At 50.8% G+C, this 18994-nt stretch carries 17 protein-coding genes; 12 read left to right on the top strand and 5 right to left on the bottom strand.

The window, feature by feature from the left end; all coding sequences use genetic code 11:
- Positions 1-47: 47 nt before the first annotated feature.
- The 4 genes from T502_RS02910 (at position 48) to T502_RS02895 (ending at position 3480) form a co-directional block, all read left to right on the top strand.
- Positions 48-803, top strand: a complete 756-nt coding sequence (locus tag T502_RS02910) for a proteasome assembly chaperone family protein (RefSeq protein ID WP_042705621.1) — start codon at positions 48-50, stop codon at positions 801-803.
- Positions 804-894: 91 nt separating this feature from the next.
- On the top strand, positions 895-2025 hold the full coding sequence (locus tag T502_RS02905) for an endonuclease Q family protein (RefSeq protein ID WP_042705620.1): 1131 nt from the start codon (positions 895-897) through the stop codon (positions 2023-2025).
- A gap of 82 nt (positions 2026-2107) precedes the next feature.
- Positions 2108-2284, top strand: coding sequence for a 4Fe-4S binding protein (locus tag T502_RS02900; protein ID WP_042705618.1), 177 nt, complete (start codon positions 2108-2110; stop codon positions 2282-2284).
- Positions 2281-3480 carry an NAD(P)/FAD-dependent oxidoreductase gene (locus T502_RS02895; RefSeq protein ID WP_042705617.1) on the top strand — a complete coding sequence of 400 codons (1200 nt, stop codon included), beginning with the start codon at positions 2281-2283 and terminating at the stop codon, positions 3478-3480. The genes T502_RS02900 and T502_RS02895 overlap by 4 nt, the downstream gene beginning before the upstream one ends.
- A 151-nt stretch (positions 3481-3631) precedes the next feature.
- Here T502_RS02895 and hisH read toward each other — a convergent pair whose 3' ends face one another.
- The gene (gene hisH, locus T502_RS02890) at positions 3632-4237 is read right to left on the bottom strand and encodes an imidazole glycerol phosphate synthase subunit HisH (protein WP_042705616.1); all 606 of its coding nucleotides are present in this window, start codon (positions 4235-4237) and stop codon (positions 3632-3634) included.
- The gene (locus T502_RS02885; protein ID WP_042705615.1) at positions 4215-5621 is read right to left on the bottom strand and encodes a phosphoadenosine phosphosulfate reductase domain-containing protein; all 1407 of its coding nucleotides are present in this window, start codon (positions 5619-5621) and stop codon (positions 4215-4217) included. Before T502_RS02885 ends, hisH begins: the two co-directional genes overlap by 23 nt.
- Positions 5622-5832: 211 nt before the next feature.
- Here T502_RS02885 and T502_RS02880 point away from each other — a divergent pair, with 211 nt between their 5' ends.
- Together T502_RS02880 and T502_RS02875 are read left to right on the top strand one after the other, a co-directional pair.
- Complete coding sequence (locus T502_RS02880; RefSeq protein ID WP_052359106.1) at positions 5833-6951, top strand: hypothetical protein; 1119 nt, start codon at positions 5833-5835, stop codon at positions 6949-6951.
- Between the two features lie 151 nt (positions 6952-7102).
- Complete coding sequence (locus tag T502_RS02875; protein ID WP_042705832.1) at positions 7103-8992, top strand: AAA family ATPase; 1890 nt, start codon at positions 7103-7105, stop codon at positions 8990-8992.
- A gap of 84 nt (positions 8993-9076) precedes the next feature.
- On the opposite strand, the gene T502_RS02870 is transcribed toward T502_RS02875, so the two are convergent.
- A complete protein-coding gene (locus T502_RS02870) occupies positions 9077-9814 on the bottom strand; it encodes a sugar phosphate nucleotidyltransferase (RefSeq protein WP_042705614.1) in 738 nt (245 codons plus the stop codon).
- Entirely contained in the window at positions 9805-11115 is a 1311-nt protein-coding gene (locus tag T502_RS02865) for a UDP-glucose dehydrogenase family protein (RefSeq protein WP_042705613.1), read from the bottom strand. The genes T502_RS02870 and T502_RS02865 overlap by 10 nt, the downstream gene beginning before the upstream one ends.
- A 366-nt stretch (positions 11116-11481) precedes the next feature.
- Between T502_RS02865 and T502_RS02860 the strand changes: the two genes are divergently transcribed.
- From T502_RS02860 to T502_RS02835, 6 genes are all read left to right on the top strand, one after another.
- Positions 11482-12180 carry a vWA domain-containing protein gene (locus tag T502_RS02860; RefSeq protein WP_042705612.1) on the top strand — a complete coding sequence of 233 codons (699 nt, stop codon included), beginning with the start codon at positions 11482-11484 and terminating at the stop codon, positions 12178-12180.
- A 138-nt stretch (positions 12181-12318) separates the two neighbouring features.
- Positions 12319-13206 carry a PP2C family serine/threonine-protein phosphatase gene (locus T502_RS02855; protein ID WP_157197447.1) on the top strand — a complete coding sequence of 296 codons (888 nt, stop codon included), beginning with the start codon at positions 12319-12321 and terminating at the stop codon, positions 13204-13206.
- Between the two features lie 27 nt (positions 13207-13233).
- Entirely contained in the window at positions 13234-15312 is a 2079-nt protein-coding gene (locus T502_RS02850) for a helix-hairpin-helix domain-containing protein (protein WP_042705610.1), read from the top strand.
- 109 nt (positions 15313-15421) lie between these two features.
- Entirely contained in the window at positions 15422-15937 is a 516-nt protein-coding gene (locus tag T502_RS02845; RefSeq protein WP_042705609.1) for a hypothetical protein, read from the top strand.
- Between the two features lie 672 nt (positions 15938-16609).
- Positions 16610-17338: a YkgJ family cysteine cluster protein gene (locus T502_RS02840; RefSeq protein WP_052359104.1), complete on the top strand. Its 729-nt coding sequence runs from the start codon at positions 16610-16612 to the stop codon at positions 17336-17338.
- 70 nt (positions 17339-17408) lie between these two features.
- Positions 17409-18332: an endonuclease/exonuclease/phosphatase family protein gene (locus T502_RS02835; protein ID WP_042705607.1), complete on the top strand. Its 924-nt coding sequence runs from the start codon at positions 17409-17411 to the stop codon at positions 18330-18332.
- A gap of 28 nt (positions 18333-18360) precedes the next feature.
- Here T502_RS02835 and T502_RS02830 read toward each other — a convergent pair whose 3' ends face one another.
- A complete protein-coding gene (locus T502_RS02830; RefSeq protein ID WP_042705606.1) occupies positions 18361-18993 on the bottom strand; it encodes a hypothetical protein in 633 nt (210 codons plus the stop codon).
- Between the last annotated feature and the right edge of the window lies 1 nt (position 18994).

Below are 18994 nucleotides of genomic sequence, written 5' to 3'. Positions count from 1 at the left end.
AGTATTTTCATATAGTTTCAAAGTAAATCACTAAAGGAGTTTTTCAAATGCACGACATCAATGTAGATTTTTTTGAGACGGCGGAGGACTGTCCCTGCGATATTCTGATTGAGGGACTCCCCGGGGTTGGACTGGTCGGAAAGCTTGCGACCGAGCATATGATAGAGGAACTCGGTGCCGAGAAGATTGCGGAGATAACGTCGATTTACTTCCCGCCGCAGGTCATTCTGGAGGATTGCGGAGTGGCGCGCCTTCCCAACAACGAACTCTACAGATACGAGGACAAGAAGAAGAAACTGCGTGTCATGTTCCTCATCGGCGACTTCCAGAGCGCCACACCCGAAGGTCACTACTTCCTTACCGAGACTTATCTCGATATCGCAAAGAAATTCGGCGTCAAAAGAGTCTACACTCTCGGAGGCTACGGGGTCGGTCACCTGACGGATAAGGCAAGGGTGATTGCGGCTGTAAACGACGAGAAACTCAAACCCGAGGTCGAGAAGGCGGGCGCGGAGTTCACGGAGAGCGAGCCGGGCGGCGGCATCATCGGGGCTGCGGGACTGCTTCTCGGAATCGGCAAACGCATGGATATGGAGGGTATCTGTATCATGGGCGAAACCTCGGGATACCTCGTAGACCCGCGCAGTGCGACCTGCGTGCTCTCGGTTCTCTCGAAGCTGACAGGCATAAAGGTCGACACCACAAAACTTCAGGAGCGTGCGGTCGAGATGGAAGCCTTCGTCAACAGGGTCAAAGGCGCCGAAAAAACCGGCTCCGAAGAGGAACTGAACTACATAGGATAGACCGTATAGAACCGAAGAAATACCGACCGCCCGGTGCCCGACCGGGACCCAAAGAAAAATCTATTTTTATAACCCTAATCAAGATTTATTTATGATTCTGACCGCGGATTTTCATATTCATTCGCCCTTTTCGATGGCGGCGTCAAAGAACACCACACCCGCAATGCTTACGGCGGCATGCCGGATTAAAGGTCTGGATATACTGGGCTCGGGGGATGCTTTTCAGCCGCAATGGCGAAAGGCATGGACTGATTTCGGTGAGAATACCGACGGAGTCACCGTTCTGCCGACATCGGAGGTCGACGGCAAAGGAAAGGTGCACCACCTCATCCTCATGACCGATTTTTCGCAGGCGGAGGAGATTGCCGACCGCCTGCGCCCCTACAGCGCGAATATCGACAAAGGGGGGCGCCCCAACGTATCACTCTCGGGCGAGAAGATACTGAAGATTGTCCACGACTGCGGGGCATATTGCGGTCCCGCACACGCTTTTACCCCGTGGACGGGCATGTACGGGCGTGTCGAGTCCCTCCGCGACTGCTACGGAGACGAAAAACCCGATTTTCTTGAGCTGGGTCTCTCCGCGGATACGACCTACGGCGAGAATATACCCGAACTCGGCGGGCTGCCGTTTCTCTCCAACTCCGATGCCCACAGCGCACAGCTCAATAAACTCGGACGCGAGTTCAATAAGATAGACACCTATTCGCGAAAAGCCGAAGATATCATACGTGCCGTCCTCGACAACAGAATCGTTCTTAACGCCGGTTTCTTCCCAGAGGAAGGGAAATACAACCGCACGGCATGCACGAAATGCTACCGGCAGTTCACGCCCGAAGAGGCGGAAAAGTGCGGCGGCAGGTGCGAATGCGGCGGCAAAATCAAGATCGGCGTCCGCGACCGTGCTTTATCAAAGAGCGTCCCCGCGGAATCCTTCGACGGCAAAAGGCTGAGCCGCCCGCCGTATCTGCATATAATCCCGCTTGCCGAGATTATCGCCGGAGTTCTGAATGCGGCATCGCCGAATACGAAGCAGTGCAAAACTCTCTACTCGGCGCTCGTATCGGAGTTCGGAACGGAGATTGACGTGCTTACGTCGGTGCCGACCGAAAATATGGCGCAGGTAAGCGCACCCGTTGCCGATGCCGTTAAAAGGTTCCGCGAAGGCAGGATTACACTGCACCCCGGCGGCGGCGGAATGTACGGCACCTTCGAGATCTGAAGACCTTTCGAAGACCTTTCTCTCCCGCGCAAACGGACGCATGCATAAATATTAAAGTGCGTATCCGCCAAATATATAAAGAATGATCAAAGTTCGCAGAGAGGTATGCGGGTATTGCGGAGCATGTGTTTCGGTATGCCCCGAAGGAGCAATCGAACTCATTGACGCTTACCTGTCAATAGATGATGAAATCTGCAAAAACTGCAAGATTTGCGTGAAAGTATGCCCGTTGGGATCTCTGGAGGCAATTAAAGAATGAAGAGCGAATACGATGTCCTGGTCATCGGCGGCGGACCGGGCGGTGCGCTCGCGGGCAAGACTGCAGCGGAGAAGGGACTCTCGGTCTGTATCGTCGAGAAGCGCCCGCAGATTGGGGCACCCGTCCGCTGTGCCGAGGGTATCGGCGAGGAACTCATCAACGAATTCTTCACCGAACTGAATCCCAATTGGGTGGCATCCAAGATTAAGGGCGCAAAGATAGTTGCGCCCAACGGCAACTCCTTCTATCTCAACCCTGCCATGGCGGGCAACGAGGTAGGTTACGTCCTCAACCGAAAGGTCTTCGACCGCGACCTTATATGGCAGGCACTCGAAGCGGGCGCGGAATGCTACGTCAAGGCACGTGCGGTTGACGCAATCATGGAGAACGGCGTCTGCAAAGGCGCTAAGATCGAATACATGGGCAGCGTTCACGAGGTCCGTGCAAAGGTCGTCATCGCCGCCGACGGCGTTGAATCCAAGTTCGGACGCTACTGCGGAGTCGACACGACGGTGCCGCTGAGCGAGCTTGAGACCTGCGCACAGTATCTGATGGCGGATATCGATATCGAGCCCGAGATTAATGCCTTCTATGTCGGAAGAGAGGCATGCCCCGGCGGTTATATCTGGATATTCCCCAAGGGCGACAGGACCGCAAACGTAGGTATCGGTATCGCCGGAAACGAATCCAAAAACGGCAAGCGTGCAAAGGATTACCTCGACAAATTTGTGAAGAAGAACTTCCCCGACGGCAAGATCACCGAGATTATCGTAGGCGGCGTCTCAATCTGCCCGCCCCTTAAGTCCACGGTCGAGGACGGTCTGATGTTTGTGGGCGATGCGGCACGCCTCAGCGACCCGATCACGGGCGGCGGTATCTACAACGCCATGTATTCCGGAAAGCTTGCGGCGGAAGTCGCGGCGGAATGCATCAGAAACGGCGATGTCTCAAAGGCGGCGCTCATGAAATACGACACGACATGGCGTGCCTCGAAGATGGGTAAGGCTCTCGAGAGAAACTATCAGATAAAAGAGATCTTTGTCAAACTCGATGACGAACAGCTCAATTCAATCTTAAACTCGGTCAGCAACCTCGTCATGAAGGAATTCTCGACACTGACGCTGATGAAAGAGATAATCAAGATGAATCCGAAGATGATTGCCGAACTTGCACCCTTAAGAAAATACCTGAAATAAGCAAAGTTCGGAGATATTATCTTCAAACAAAAATCAGATAAATTTTTTTCAGATTTTTTTTCAGATTTTTCCAGATTTTTCCGGATTTTTCAGACTATTACAGACAATTAGAGATTTTTGCCGTTATCGTTGCCGTAATTACAGCACGTAATTACAGCATATCGATGAAATTTTCGAGGATCTTAAGTCCTACCGCGCCGCTCTTCTCGGGGTGGAACTGGGTTCCGTAGGCATTGCCGTTCTGAATCGCGGATGCGTAACGCAGGATATAGTCCGTTGAGGTCAGGGTATACTCGCGTCCCGTATCCGCATAGTATGAGTGGACGAAGTAGACGTAACTGCCGTCGGGGATTCCCTTGAACAGCGGCGAATCCTTCTTCTCGATTGTGAGGTTGTTCCAGCCCATATGCGGAATCTTGAAGCCGTCGCGGTCGGGAAAGCGCTTTACCGACCCGGGAACCAGCCCCAGACCCTCGTGGATGCCGTATTCCTCGCCGATCTCGAGGAGCATCTGCATCCCGAGACATATTCCGAGAATCGGGCGTTCTTTCACGTAATCGTAAAGAGCGCTCTTCATCGCCGAAAGTTTCTCCATACCCTCGGAGAAGGCACCGACGCCCGGGAGAAGGACGCCGTCGGCGTCCGCCATGACGTCGAGATCCGAGGTAATAACCGTATCCGCGCCCGCTTTCTCAAGTCCTTTCTTCACGCTTCTGAGATTACCCAGACCGTAATCAAGTATAACTACTCGTGTCATCTTCACCGCCTCTCTGTCGCCACAGGGCATTCGTCCGCCATTCTTCCGGCAGATTGTTCTTCTCCATCCAGTGTCCGAGTTTCTCCTGCCACATCGCCCAGAGGTCGGGATAATCCCTCTGTATTATCTCAAAGGTGGCATGATCGCTTGACGGACACATGAAACAGCCTATTCTGTCGATTCTTCTCTCGTAGAGCACGTTGTATGGCGCTTTCTCCCTAAAGAGATAGAGAAATACGTGAAGCGCCGTCCAGTGCTGAATCGGCGCCGCGGAAAGCTGGACCTTAACCTTATAATTGCGCCAGACACGCGGACTCTTGAGCCTCGCAAGGGATTCGTATTTCCTCTGTCCGATAAAGGAGAGGCATTCGCCCCATCTCTCCTCGATGAGCTTCTTTACCGGCATCAGCTTGCAGACGCTGCAGCACCAGCGGCAGTCGACCGCGGGCGGACCTTCGACCTCGAAATTCTCCCAGAAGGTGTCTCCGGCGCCGGTTCGGATTATCTCAAGATCGTATTTCTTTACGACATCGGCAACGTTCTGATATGTCTCGGGGAACTCGAGCGTGGTATCCGAGAAGACAATCGGAGTTTTTCCGAGCGCTTTTTGGACGATGAGCAGGGTTGCCAGACTGTCCTTGCCGCCGGAATACGAGACATTCACCGGCAGATTCGGGTTCTTCGCAACCACGGATTTCACAAAGGCAATAGATTCGGACTCGACATTGTCGAGAATCACGGAGTTGGAACGGATTGCATCGTCCCACGATGCCTCCCCCTTGACAAAGACGGTCGGTTTCGGTTTTCTTGTCTTTATTACGGCGCCGTTTGTCATCTTCCTTGCATCTTCGGCACTGACGCGTGCCCTTCCGACACCTATGCATTCGCCGCTTTTTGAGAGGATGAAGACCTCGTCGTCGGCTCTCACGCTGTCCTCAATCTCGACAAGTCCGGGTGCGAGCAGGCTTGAACCCCCCTTAATCGACTCGACTGCGCCGTCGTCGACGACAACATACTTCCTCCGCGGCTTTGCATACTCGAACGCATGAATACGCGGCAAAAGTTCCCATCTCTTCTCTGCGGGGATATAGCGGTATGCGCATACGACCGAACCACCCATGATGACCTCCTCCATCCTGTCGGCATCGGGGATCTTGTTCAGGATTACTATATGACCATCGGGGATTAGTTTTTCCCCGAACTGCGCTTCATAAAGGCTGTTTATATGATCGATATCCGACTTGAAGGCGGGGCGGATGTCTCCCGGCGGCGTTACCGATACGGGTCTCGTTTCGGCGCCGCACGAGCACTTCTTGCCGAGAACGGGTGTGTGGCAGTTGTCGCACCAGCTGAGAACCAGTTTGCCGAGTAATATTCTTGCCATTTCTGAATATCCGTAAATTGTAGATATCCGTTGGACTGCAATTGATAAATATTTGATTAAGAATATCGGCACTAATCAGCAATCGATTACTTATCGTTTATTCATCATTCAGAGCGGGTCATTACTGCCGCCATCTTTCATATTTATAAAAAGTGACGACAAAAGAATTAGAAAATATACGGATCACAATCAGGGATCCGACCGATACAATATGACCCGCGTTCGCCCCGTTATCATTGCAACCGTCCTGATTGCCGCCATGCTCGCGCTCTCCGCGGGATGTGCCGATCTCTTTGACGATGCGGAAATATATCCCAAAATAGAGACCTACGACACCGGCGAATACGTTCCCGTATCGTATTCGTTCAATTTTCAGGACAGGATTGTAAAATTAACTGTGCCCGTCGACAAAGCGGTCTATACTGCCGCATATGATGCCGACAAACAGGCATACCTCTATCAGGAGACGATATCCGACGATACATGGACCGATCCGTATTATCGCTCCTTCATCGATGACGAGTCCCTTCCGCCGCTCTATGACGCAATCCTTGCGGAGATGCGGAAGATAAAGTCGGAACTCTCTCTCGACGCCGACAGCTATGCGGAACTTATTATTGCCTATGTCCAGTCAATGCCCTACTACACGAACGCGGTGCGCTCGGAACCGAAGTTTCCCATAGAGACCGTATACGAAGGGAAAGGCGACTGCGACGACAAAAGCCTTCTTGCCGCGGCTTTGCTCTCAAGAGAAGGATACGATGTCGCACTCCTGCTCTTTGACGATGAATCGCATATGGCGCTCGGCATCAGACTGCCGCCGGAAAAGTCACATCTCTCATACGCAGATACGGGCTATGCCTATGTGGAAACCACAGTCGGACACTATGTCGGCTGGCCCGATATAACACTCGATGACGATACGGAGATAACATCGGTTCCGCATCTTACAAAGATCGGAAACGGCACCCTTGCCTACGGGAGCATGAACGAGATTGAGAGCATCTATGCCGCGTATAAAAAATGCGATGCCGTTACCGAGAGTCTTCTGCCGCGTATAGAAGCGAAGGAGAAAGAACTTGACGGTCTGGAGAGCCGCCTGAAGTCCATGGAGGCGACGGCAAGGCGGCTTAAGAGTCAGAACGTTGCGGAATACAACCGCCTCGTGCCGGAATACAATGCGCTCGTAAACCGCTACAATGCCGTAAGCACCGAACTCGACGGCTATATTTCACGCTACAATTATGCCGTAGAATTATCGGAATATATCGCGAACCACACCTATGACAGGCACAGGGTATATGAAACCGTGAGAAATTACGGGAAATAAAGACTTTTTTTACAGTATTCGTTATACCTCGTTATGCTCGGCTATACAAGGTTATACCTCATTATACCCATTATACCCAGTTATACCCAAATCATTAAGATACAGTGAGTATAATGAGTATAATTAATAGAGACAATAAAGATTGAAGAAGGTGTTTCCGACGAAAGATGATGACATATATACTCAAATCGCTGAAATCGAGCGTGAAATCGCGATTTTGCCCGCGGGGAGCATTACAAAGAAGAAAATTAAGGATAAAGACTACTATTATCACCGGATAACCCGCGGCGGGAAGAGAATCGAGAATTATGTGGCATTCGAAGAAGTTCCGGCGCTGAAAGCGAAGATTGACAGACGAAAAACTCTGGAAAAGGAGTTAAAAGAGCTTAAACTCACCGTTCCGAAAACAGATCGCGTCTATGACAGCGGAGAACGCGGATACCTTCGATTCAAGACCGCGGTAAGAGTCGGAAAGCAGCTTGAGTCGCAGATAGCGCTTACTAAAAAATATAAAAGAAGAGAGCCGATTCGGGTGCTTCGTGACTACATCTTCGGACCGCCGCAGGATAAGGTTCTGATAATCTACGGTCTGAGAAGAACAGGCAAAACGACCATGATCAGGCAGATTCTTACGGAACTCTCGCCCGAAGAATTTGAGAAGGCGGCATTTATTCAGGTGACTTCCGCCGATACGCTTGCGGATGTGGATGCGGATCTGAAACTGCTGGAGAAAAACGGTTTCAGATATGTGTTTATCGACGAAGTTACCCTTATGGAGGACTTTATCGAGGGGGCGGCATTATTCTCGGATATCTATGCCGGCAGCGGCATGAAGATCGTTTTATCGGGAACCGATTCCCTCGGATTTGCGTTTACGCGGGAAGAACAGCTTTATGACAGGTGCATAATGCTTCACACCACGTTTATACCGTATCGCGAGTTTGAAGAAGTGCTGGGAATCCGCGGTATCGACGAATACATCCGATACGGCGGAACAATGAGTCTTGGCGGAATAAACTACAACTCCGAAACCCACAACTCCGATAACTGCAACCCCCATACCTGCAACTCCGAAGCCACAAAAATTTATAACCCGAATACGCCGTTTGCGGATTCAAAACACGCGGAAGAATACATAGACACGGCGATAGCAAAAAACATTCAGCATTCCCTGAAAGCATATCAATACGGCGGTCATTTCCGTCTGCTGCGGGAGTTATACGAGCACGGAGAACTGACCAACGTCATAAATCGGGTTGTGGAAAACATCAATCACAGTTTCACGAAGCAGGTTATCGAAAGAACGTTCAGGTCGCATGACATAGCGGTGACGGCGGCAAATCTGCTTAGGGACATGGAGAATCCGATTAACATCCTGGATCACATGAATGCCGGGGAAGTAAATTCCGGAATTATGAAGATGCTTGATATTCTGAATAAAGAGGAACAGACCGTCGGGATTGAAGAAGACCACATGATTCAGATTAAGGAATATCTGAAACTGCTTGATCTTATTATGGAGATAGATCTGGAGTCACTGCCGGAGGTAAGCCGAAAAGGAAAGATCACAGTCATAAGCCAGCCGGGACTGCGATACGCGCAGGCGCAGGCCATTGTCGAAAACATGCTCCTTGACGCGGAATTCCGCGAACTTTCGGCAAGAGAGAGGCAGCGGATACTGGAGAGGCTGCTCTCGGAGATACGCGGCAGAATGATGGAGGATATCGTTCTTCTGGAGACGCGGCTGGCATTTCCCGACAAAAAGGTCTTCAAGGTTCAGTTTCCGGTCGGAGAGTTTGACATGGTCGTATGCGATACAAAGGAACTCACATGCAGGATCTACGAGGTTAAATACAGCCGCGAACAGATACCGGAGCAGTACCGTCATCTAAATAATGAGGATAAATGCGGCATGACGAGCCACAGATACGGGGATATCGTCGGAAAATATGTAATTTATCGCGGAGAGAACACAAAATGCGGCGATATTCAATACCTGAATGTCGAAGAGTATCTCAAGTCTCTCGGTACTCAAAATTAAAAAGATAGATTCGGGTGAAAACTTCACCCGTTAAACCCGATGTGCTTATTCGCGCCCGTTCATATAACGGCGCTTCTGATGCACTCACTCGCTGTCGTGGGTGAGATACCAGTCATTGGCATGCATGAGGTCTTTGGGGGTGCCCACGTCTATGTGAATGCCGTCTATCTTATTGTAAAGAACTTTCTTCTTATCCTCAATCTGAAGTTTTATGGCGTCTGTGAGCTGAATCTCGCCTTTATATCCGGGTTTGGTATTCCTTATGGCATCGAAGATGTCGGGCGTAAACACATATGCTCCGAGCGCACCGAGATTGCTCTTTGCCTCGGATACCGGCGGCTTTTCCACCATATCGATTATGCGGTTGCCCGACGGCGTTATTATGCCGTGTCTGGTCACGTCTTCGACTTCGGCAACGCCGATTGTGGAATCAGCCTTCTCTCTGACGTGGAAATCGATTAAATCCTTAAGGAAGGTCTTGGGCGAGAAGAAGTTGTCGCCGAGAACCACGGTGAAGGTCTCGTCGAGGACGTGCTCGCCGGCAAGAACGGCATCCCCGAGTCCCTTTCTCTCATCCTGCACCACATAGGTGGCATCTATGCCGAAACGCTTTCCCGAGCCGAAATAGTCGGAAAGTCCGTGTTTATGCGGACTTACGACGAATACAACCTCTTCTATGCCCGCAAGTTTCATCGCGGCAACCACATGCTCGATTACGGCTTTGTCGCCGACCGGCAGCAGCTCCTTGGGTATGGCGTTTGTGAACGGTCCGAGCCTTGTTCCCGAGCCTGCCGCGGGTATGAGTCCTTTTCTTACCAGCATATTCCCTCTTTATCTTTAACTGACAATATACGTCTTCCTTCTATAATTACCCTCGACCTCATGCCGTCGAACTCGGCGTCAAGCTTCGTAAACTCGGGCCATTCGGTCATAACAAGGCAGGCGTCGGCATCCTTGAGCGCATCCTTCGCGTTTGCGCAGTAGATTACCTTACTTTCGTCAAAGAGCGTTTTCATGGCCGCGGTCGCCATGGGATCGTATGCGGTTATCTTCGCGCCCTTCTTAATCAGTTCGGCAAGAACGGGGATGGAGCGCGAATCGCGGATATCGTCGGTGTCGTTCTTGAAGGCAAGACCGAGGACGGCGATATGCTTCCCCGAGATATCTCCGATACGCTTCTCAAGAAGTTCAATCATTCTTAGCGGCTGAGCATCGTTGACGCCGAGGACGGACTTTAAGAGAACGGGGTCGATGCCGGAGGATTCCGCAAGGGATACGAGCGCGGATACGTCCTTGGGGAAGCAGCTTCCGCCGAATCCTGCGCCGGCATTGAGGAAGAACGGGGAGATTCTGTGATCCATGCCGACGCCCTTCATGACCTCATAGACGTCGATACCGAGTTGCTTGCAGATATTTCCAATCTCATTGGAGAAGGATATCTTCGTCGCCAGAAAAGCATTCGAGGTGTATTTTATCATCTCGGCGGCGGTGATGCCGCAGTAAAGCCGCTCCGTTCCGATTCCCTCATACATGGCGGTGACCGCATCCTTTGCCTTCCCGCCGCCGCTGCCGATGACTATCCTGTCGGGATTGAGGAAGTCTTCGACCGCAAGACCTTCGCGGAGGAACTCGGGGTTCATTGCAAAGCCAATATCTATGCTTAACTCATCCGCGGTTGCACAGCTTCCCACACCTTTCATAACCGCGGGAAATACGATTTTTTCCGTGGTGCCGGGGGGAACCGTGCTCTTTACGACGACGGTGCGGAACCTGTGCACCCCGCGGCTCTCCGCCTTTCCGATCTCCCTGCCGATTGACTCCGCCGCAGATTCGATATACTCCAGATTTGCGGAACCGTCGGGACGCGGCGGTGTTCCCACGCATATGAGCGCGATATCGGATTCGGCAACGCTGTCATAGTTCAGCGAAGCGCAAAGGTTCCTGCCGACACAGGATTTCAGTATCTCTTCAAGTCCCTTCTCGTAAATGGGCGGTCTGCCCGAGTTTATCATATCGACTTTCTGCGGAATCGTATCGATTATCGTGACGTCGTGACCCGTTTTCGCAAGGCATGCGCCGGAAACGAGACCGACGTAGCCTCCGCCGACAACTGTTATCTTCATATCTGTTATCTTTCCCCGATATTCGCGGCAGATGAGCGGTGCCGCATTAACAGAATATATTTGAATCTTTTAGATTGTATAGTTTTTAGTATGGTCTTTCCGCGGATGTCCGCTTCGGGAACGATCGGGCAGGGTTTTGCCGCCGCAGCATTCGATTAACCGAACAAATGCGGAATAATAACCTAAAAAAATAACCGAAAAAAATAACCGAAAAAAATAACCGAAAAAATAACCGAGAAAAACAGGAAAAAATACAATCATTTATTTATATTATCCCTCATAATAACAATTACAAAGACGGTTACTGCGAAAAGTGCTGAAATATATCAGTCTTTCAGGTACTTGCCGCATTAAAAGGTAATATATATGACGCTCGAAGAGATTGTGGAAATATCGTATCCCCAGCAACCTCACTGTCCGACCGTTCTTCTCCTCGACATTTCAGGGTCGATGATCGTCGGCGACAAGATAGGACAGCTGAATGATGGAATCAGGGCATTCAAGGAAGAGATCGAGAAGGACGAGCTCGCACGGAAACGTGTCGATCTCGCCGTAGTGACATTCGGTCAGAAAGTCGATGTGGCACATGATTTCTCGTCGATTGAGGATTTCGAACCGCCGACACTCGAGGCCGACGGTCTGACGCCGCTGGGAGGCGCAATCAAAAAGGCATCCGAGTTAATCGAGAAGAGGAAGGACGAATACAAGAAAGAGGGTATCGATTACTACCGCCCGTGGATCTTCCTCATCACCGACGGCGAGCCGACCGACATGAACGAAGGCGACGAGCTCTGGAACGAGGTCGTTACATTGATTCACGACGGCGAAAAGAGCGGTAAATTCCTGTTCTTTGCAGTCGGCGTCGACGAAGCGGATATGGATACGCTTGCAAAGATATCGCCGCAGCACAGGACGCCCATAAAACTGAAAGAGAATCACTTCAACGAGATGTTCCTCTGGCTTTCGAGAAGTCAGACCAAGGTTTCGGCGTCAAAACCCGGAGAAACCGTGGTATTGGAGGATCCCTTCGGACTCATGGGCTGGGGCGAGATTCCTTCGATATAAACAAAACGTCAATATAAACAAAATACTTCAAAACAGCATATTACTTACCGTAATCTTTTTTTAATCAGTGTGACTTCCGCATATAATTCCGAATATTATGGTTTTTTATTCTTCAAAATAAGAAAAAATGTAAGAGCAATGAAAGGATCACCGATATCTGTTTACTGCGCATCGGTTCGCGGGCAGTCACATATCAAGTCGGGCAAACCCTGTCAGGACAGATGTTACTTTGAGATTTTCGGGTGCGGCAAAGGAAAAGGAGATGCCGCGGTCATCGCCGTCGCCGACGGGCTTGGCAGTGCGTCACACTCGGAGATCGGGGCGGATATCGCGGTTCACGCCGCCGCTGCCGAGATTAAACGTTATCTCACTACGGACTTCGAGGACGGTCTTACACTTGCGGAGATTACATCCGACGAGACCATACTCCTCGACGCTTTCACAGCTGCGGCGGAAGCCATCGAAAAATATGCCGAAGATGCCGCAAACGGCGTCGTAAAAAAGGATCTTGCCTGCACCCTTGCCCTGCTCTTTTACTTCGGCGGAAAGGCTACCGCCGCACAGGTAGGAGACGGCGCCATTGTCGGCGCTTTTTCCGACGGCAGAATGGAGATAATCGTAAAACCCGTCGATTCCGAATACATCAACGAAGTTACGCCGATTACATCCCCCGACTGGAAATCGCGGATGAACATGACCGCAGGTGCCTCCGCACCCGTGGGGCTTGTCAATGCCGCAGTCTTCACTGACGGCTGCATAGGTGCGGTTACGGTCAAGAAAGACGGCAATATAGAGCCGTTTGAAGGATTTTTCAGACCGCTGTTCGATTATTTTAACTCGAAGAACCGTGAGAACGGTGAAACGGGTGAAAGTGACGGCTCCGAAAACGGAGAAAACGGAGAAAACGACGATAACAAAGGTAACAACGGGAACCGCGACATTGCGGGGCTTTTATCGTCGGAGAAGATGTGCAGCGTATCCGACGACGACAAGACACTTGCCGTTGCATGTTTTAAGGAAGAATAACGATATCGGGGGAAGGCTTTCGGAAATATGGCGGAGATAACAGTATATTCACGAACGCCGCGGACTGCGGGCGGTTTCGAATGCGGCGGTCAGCGCATTACCCTCTCGGGTCCGATTAAAAGCGGCGGCGAAGGCATGATTTACGCCGTGAAATACAGTGACGGCATCTGCGCAAAGGTCTACCACAAAAACAAAATCAACGCCGAACTCCGCGAGAAGGTAAAGGCGATGATAAACAACCCGCCTGGCGATAACCTCACCGGCGAAACGGACAGTTCGCATTCAAGCCTGATTTCTTGGGCGATATCGGCGCTGTATGACTCAAACCTGCCGGATGCGCACTTCCTCGGCTTTACGATGCCGCTCATCGACACCTCGATGTTCCGCGAGGCCCACCGCTACTACGACCCCGACGACAGGATAAAATATATGGGCGGCACTTTTACGTGGCTGTATCTGCTGACGGCGGCGTTCAACATAGCCTCGGTCGTAAGCGCAATTCACCTGAAAGGGCACAGAATCGGGGATATGAGCGCATCCAACATCCTTGTCGCGAGGACTGCCGCGGTATCCTTCATTGACTGCGATTCGTTCCAGATTACCGATGCCGCGTCAAAGAAGACCTACTATACCAAGGTGGCGACCGGCGACTTCCTGCCTCCCGAACTTATGGGCGTGAACTTCAGGACGGACAATATCGACCGCTACTATTCCGACCTGTTTGCGCTCGGAGTCATGATCTTCAGATTCCTCATGAACGGCTTTCATCCCTATCAGGCACGCGGTGCGGGAGTGGACGGGCTGCCGACAATAGAGGCGAAGATTAAGCAGGGCAAATTTGCGTATGAGGGGACGTTTCCGGACGTAAGACCGCCGAAGAACGCACCGCCGTATGCGATGATCTCCCCCGAACTCAGAAGTCTGTTTCACCGCTGTTTTGTCACGGGGCATTCCGAGAAGGAGAAGCGGCCCGCGGCTTCGGAGTGGGCGGCGGCGCTGAAGAACGAGATAGCAAATATCCAGAAGTGCGACCGCAACGACAATCATTACTTCTCGGGCGGTCTCAGGAAATGCCCGTGGTGTGCCGTCATGGCGGCAAATCCGGGTCGGAAAGATCCGTTCCCAGCCGGAAAGATGGGCAAAGGGAACGATGCGCAAAAGACCGTGACCGCAAAACCCCCCGCCGGCGAGAGAGAAGAGAGAGTGCGGACAGGGGGCGGGACCGGAGTAGGGACAGGATTCGGATTCGGAGCGGGATTCGGGTTTTCGAAGCCTGCAAAGTCACAGCCCGTAAAGACGCCTCCGACAACGCCGGTAAGCACTCAAACGGCAAAACCTCAAACGACTAAGCCTCAAAATGCAACTCCTCAAGCGGTAAAGCCTCAACCTGCAAAATCTCAACAGGCAGCGCCGACGCAGCAACCCGCAAAGGCTGCGCCGGTAAAGACCAATCCGCCAAATCCGCCGATGCTCTCGGTCACACCCGACAGCGTAGAGATGAAGGTGATGAGGAACGGCGATGCCGAATTCGTCATAAAGGTCGAGAATAAGGGAGAGAGCACGCTCATCGGCACTCTCGAATCGGATTGCGACTGGCTCACTTTCAGAGGCACGGGAAGAAAAGATATCGATTTCTCCGCCGCTAAGGTCTTCGAAACCGCGGCGGTTATCGACGGTTCAAAGCTGCCGGACGGCGCCGGCGCCGATGCTGCGGACGCCCCGTTCACCGGCAGGATAACGGTCGCGTCAAACGGCGGAAGGGCTGAAATACCCGTTAAAGTTGCGCTTGCCAAAGACCCGAAACTTGAGACCGACCGCAGTAAGATAATCATCAAAGACGCGGATATCGCGTCAGATGCGACTGTCATCAGAAGCGAATTTACGGTCACAAACGGCGGTGACGGCATACTCACGGGCACGGTCACCCCGAACAGGGACTGGATACGTGCCGTTCCCGAAACGATAAGCACGGCAGACAGCGTTACCGTCGCCGTTGAGATAGATACCGAAAAAGCGCCGAATATCCCCCTTCTCTTCGGAAAGATAAATGTCGAGACAAACGGCGGCAGTGCGGAGATTACGGTCGGCGTTACGATACAGAAATAATAATGGATAATCATTTTTTTTGCTCATGCGGATATAAATTTTCGGAGTGGGACTAATTTTATATGCTGATGGGATTACTCTCTAAATAACAAATAAAAACGGAGGTATTATGAAAAGCAACACAAAACTCAGACTGCCATTAGCAATATTACTCATCGTATCACTTGCGGCAGCGGCAATGCCTGCGTCGGCACTGACGATTACCTCATACACTGCCGAGATTCAGGATGACGGCAATGCAATACTGACTTTCAACTACGATATGACCTTTGTGGAATACGTGGGATACTACCTCAATATTGCCAACCCGGGCAAACTGATCAAGGAAGAATACGATAAACATGCCAACATGCCGGGCGACGTCCTCTCATCCGACTCAAAGGGGACAAGCTTCAAGGTTTACGGATATGCAGCCGTGTCAGACGATGTTAACGGAAAAACGATAACAACGCCCTCTCAGTCCTTCCAAAAGGCTGAAGCAATATTAATGGAGCACCCGGTAGCAAAACTTACCACCTTTGATCTCTCGCCGGACATTACGAGAGTCACATTCCCTGACGGATACGTCGAGACTTTCTATAATGAATTGTCAATACCGTCAATCACCCATACAGTAAGACGCTGAACTGACCTTAATCCGACCGAAACAAACGGAACCAACCACAAACCAAAACAACCGCTGAACAGACACAACCACAGACACAACCCACACCTACTCACCAAACAAATCAAACAAAGCAAACAAAGCAAGACCACATAAACTCAACAAACAAAACAGGCAAAACAAACAGACCCAAACAGGCAAAAACAAGCACAAACTCAAACACAAACTCAAACACGCAACGAAGAAGGAAAACAGAACAGGCAACAAACATAAAAGAGGACCAAACGAAGAAAAAACAATGCTGAAGATGACTACAATACAAAACCGATACCGCAAACTTCACTGAATCCATAATTAATCACCTCAAATATCCAATATCACCAAATATAACCCAAATTCAACCAATCTTTTCAACCAATCTTTTCAACCAATCTTTTCAACCAATCTTTTCAACCAATCTTTTCAACCAATCTTTTCAACCACTCCTTATCTTTTTCAGGCATACGCAATTCCACGAATTACGGATATATTTACATTATCGGCGTCAAATAATTCTATGAATCATAAAATATCACGGAATATAACGCATGCCATTGCATATCATGACATATAACGGTGGCACCGTAAGAGGCGCGGCACAGCGAACGTCACAGTTAGTGCCACAGGCAGCGACAGAAAAAGAAGGCTGATAACATCTCGGTAAACTCAATTAAAGACATCGAATCCGCGATTAACGCTATTGACGAAGAGATATCCTCGCTTGAGGCATATCCGCGTGCGGAACTTGAAAAGATAATTAAGGAGGTCGGATTCAGATGCACACTCTGCGGCAGGTGCTGCACGAAGGAATACAACGACCACGTCTTTCTTCTCGTAAAAGACTGCCGCCGCGCCAAGGAAAAATATCCCGACATGATTATGCCGGCGCCGTATTTCGAGATCTGCGACAATCTCGGGTGCTTTTACGTCTCGGGATACGCGCTTAAAGTGAAGGAGAACGGCGACTGCGCATTCCTAAACGAAGATCGCCGGTGCGAAATATACGGCGACCGCTTTGAGATCTGCCGCATCTATCCGTATATGCTCCATCGGGAAGCGGACGAATACGGCAATGTCGACTGGAGACAGATCTCGGGTCTGAACGATCACGGGGAATACAATGCCGAAATCTCCGACGAAGAATGCAGAAAGACCGCGGAGATGACGGCGGCGTATGAAAAAGACTTTTTAGTTCAGGAACGCGATTTTTATAAACGAGTCCTGGAGCATCTCGGCGAAAACGGACTGAAGCCCGTGCGAAGGATATACGACGAGAAGATGAGAGCCTTCGGGCGCGGCGAGCCGATAACGGTTTTCGTCTACAACGGCGACGGTTTCGACGAGAGGGTTCTCGTATCCGGCGATTACGTGATTACACGGTGAAATCCGATAAGGATGAACCATAAGACGGAGAGAACCGTAAGACGGATAGACAGGACACGGAGAAGAATACATGGCAAGAAAAGGACGTAAACGAAAGAATGACAATACAAAGCTGCTTTATCTCGCAATTATCATAGTCGTGATTATTGCGGCGGGATACACACAGAAGGATACCATAATGTCGTCCGTATCGAACGCGGACGTAAAAGACAACAATCAGCACAATTCCGATCTGCTGAAGGTCGGCTCATTCAATATTCAGGTATTCGGGCAGTCAAAGAGCGCAAAAGCCGATGTCATGAATGTGCTCTCCGACATTATACGGACATACGACATCATCGCCGTTCAGGAGATACGGGACAGTTCGGGAACGGCGTTGGACAACCTTATAAAGCAGGTAAACTCCGACGGTTCTTCCTACGCGTATCTGGTAAGCGAGAGACTGGGACGCACCTCAAGCAAGGAGCAGTATGCCTATGTCTACAATACAAGAACGGTATCGCCGGTAGGCACGGCGTTTACCTATCCGCAGACGAGCGATATCTTCCACAGGACGCCTTACATCGCGTCTTTCAAGTCCAACGAAGGCATCTTCAACGCCACTTTCGCGGTAATCCATACCGACCCCGATGATGCCGCTAACGAGATCAAATCCCTCTACGAGGTCGCCGAATACGCAAAAGGCGTCCTGCCCGCCGATGAGCCTGTCATAGTGATGGGCGACTACAACGCCGACGGCAGATACTTCGACGAGACCTCCTACGTGCCGCTGAAATCCGAGAACTATATCTGGATCATCGGCAACGAGGTCGATACTACGGTTGCCTCCGGCGACAACACCTATGACAGAATCGTCTCCACGAAACCGAATATCTTCTATACGGGAGATGCGGGCGCATTCAGATTCGACGAAGTGTATAACCTCACTCACGAGTTTGCCGCCGAAGTCTCGGATCACTATCCCGTGTATGTATTCTTCAAAAAGGACGCCTGAAAACCGGATAAATAAATGAATCAATAAATTATTTTTTCCCTTTTTGAGCTTTTGCTTCCGCTTTTTCGGCTTCTATCTTATCGAGATACGGCTGAGTGTGCTCGCGAACGAATTTCTCAACCGCGTCATAGTTGTCCGGGTTGCAGAATATGGCAAGCGGCGCAAAGAGACCCGTCTTTACGTAGATATAACGACGTTTCGGGTTGTAAGTCACCGAGGTCACATCCTTCCACTTCATCTCCTCCTTAAGTCTGGACGCGGCAAGAGCGGACGAACCCGCAAGAGTGTAATTCCCCTGCGACATGCCTCCTAAGAAACCGACGGCGCAGAGCAGTTTCATCAGCCGCGTCCGGCTCCTCTGAGTCTCGCAGACGAAACTCTTCTCCCCGAGCGTGTTGTGAACGAGATAGTAACCGCCCATTATCGCCATCGCCGCGAATGCGAGCAGGCATATGAAGAGAAAGAGCATAAGCATACCGAAGAAAAACGGGATCATCTCGGGGTCAAAGCCCGTTGCGAGCAGGAGAATGAGGTAAACTATAAGAAAACTCGCGCCGAGAGCGCCGAAGAGCTGCTTCAGTATCAGCGGATTCGTATACATCAGGACTTTGCTGTCCCATTCCATTACAGGTTCGGAATCGGTTTTGCTGCCGGATTTCATA

The organism is Methanomicrobium mobile BP, from assembly GCF_000711215.1.
GTDB lineage: Archaea > Halobacteriota > Methanomicrobia > Methanomicrobiales > Methanomicrobiaceae > Methanomicrobium > Methanomicrobium mobile.
The sequence above is the reverse complement of the archived record's forward strand: the minus strand, read 5'-3'. Positions and strand labels throughout refer to the sequence as shown.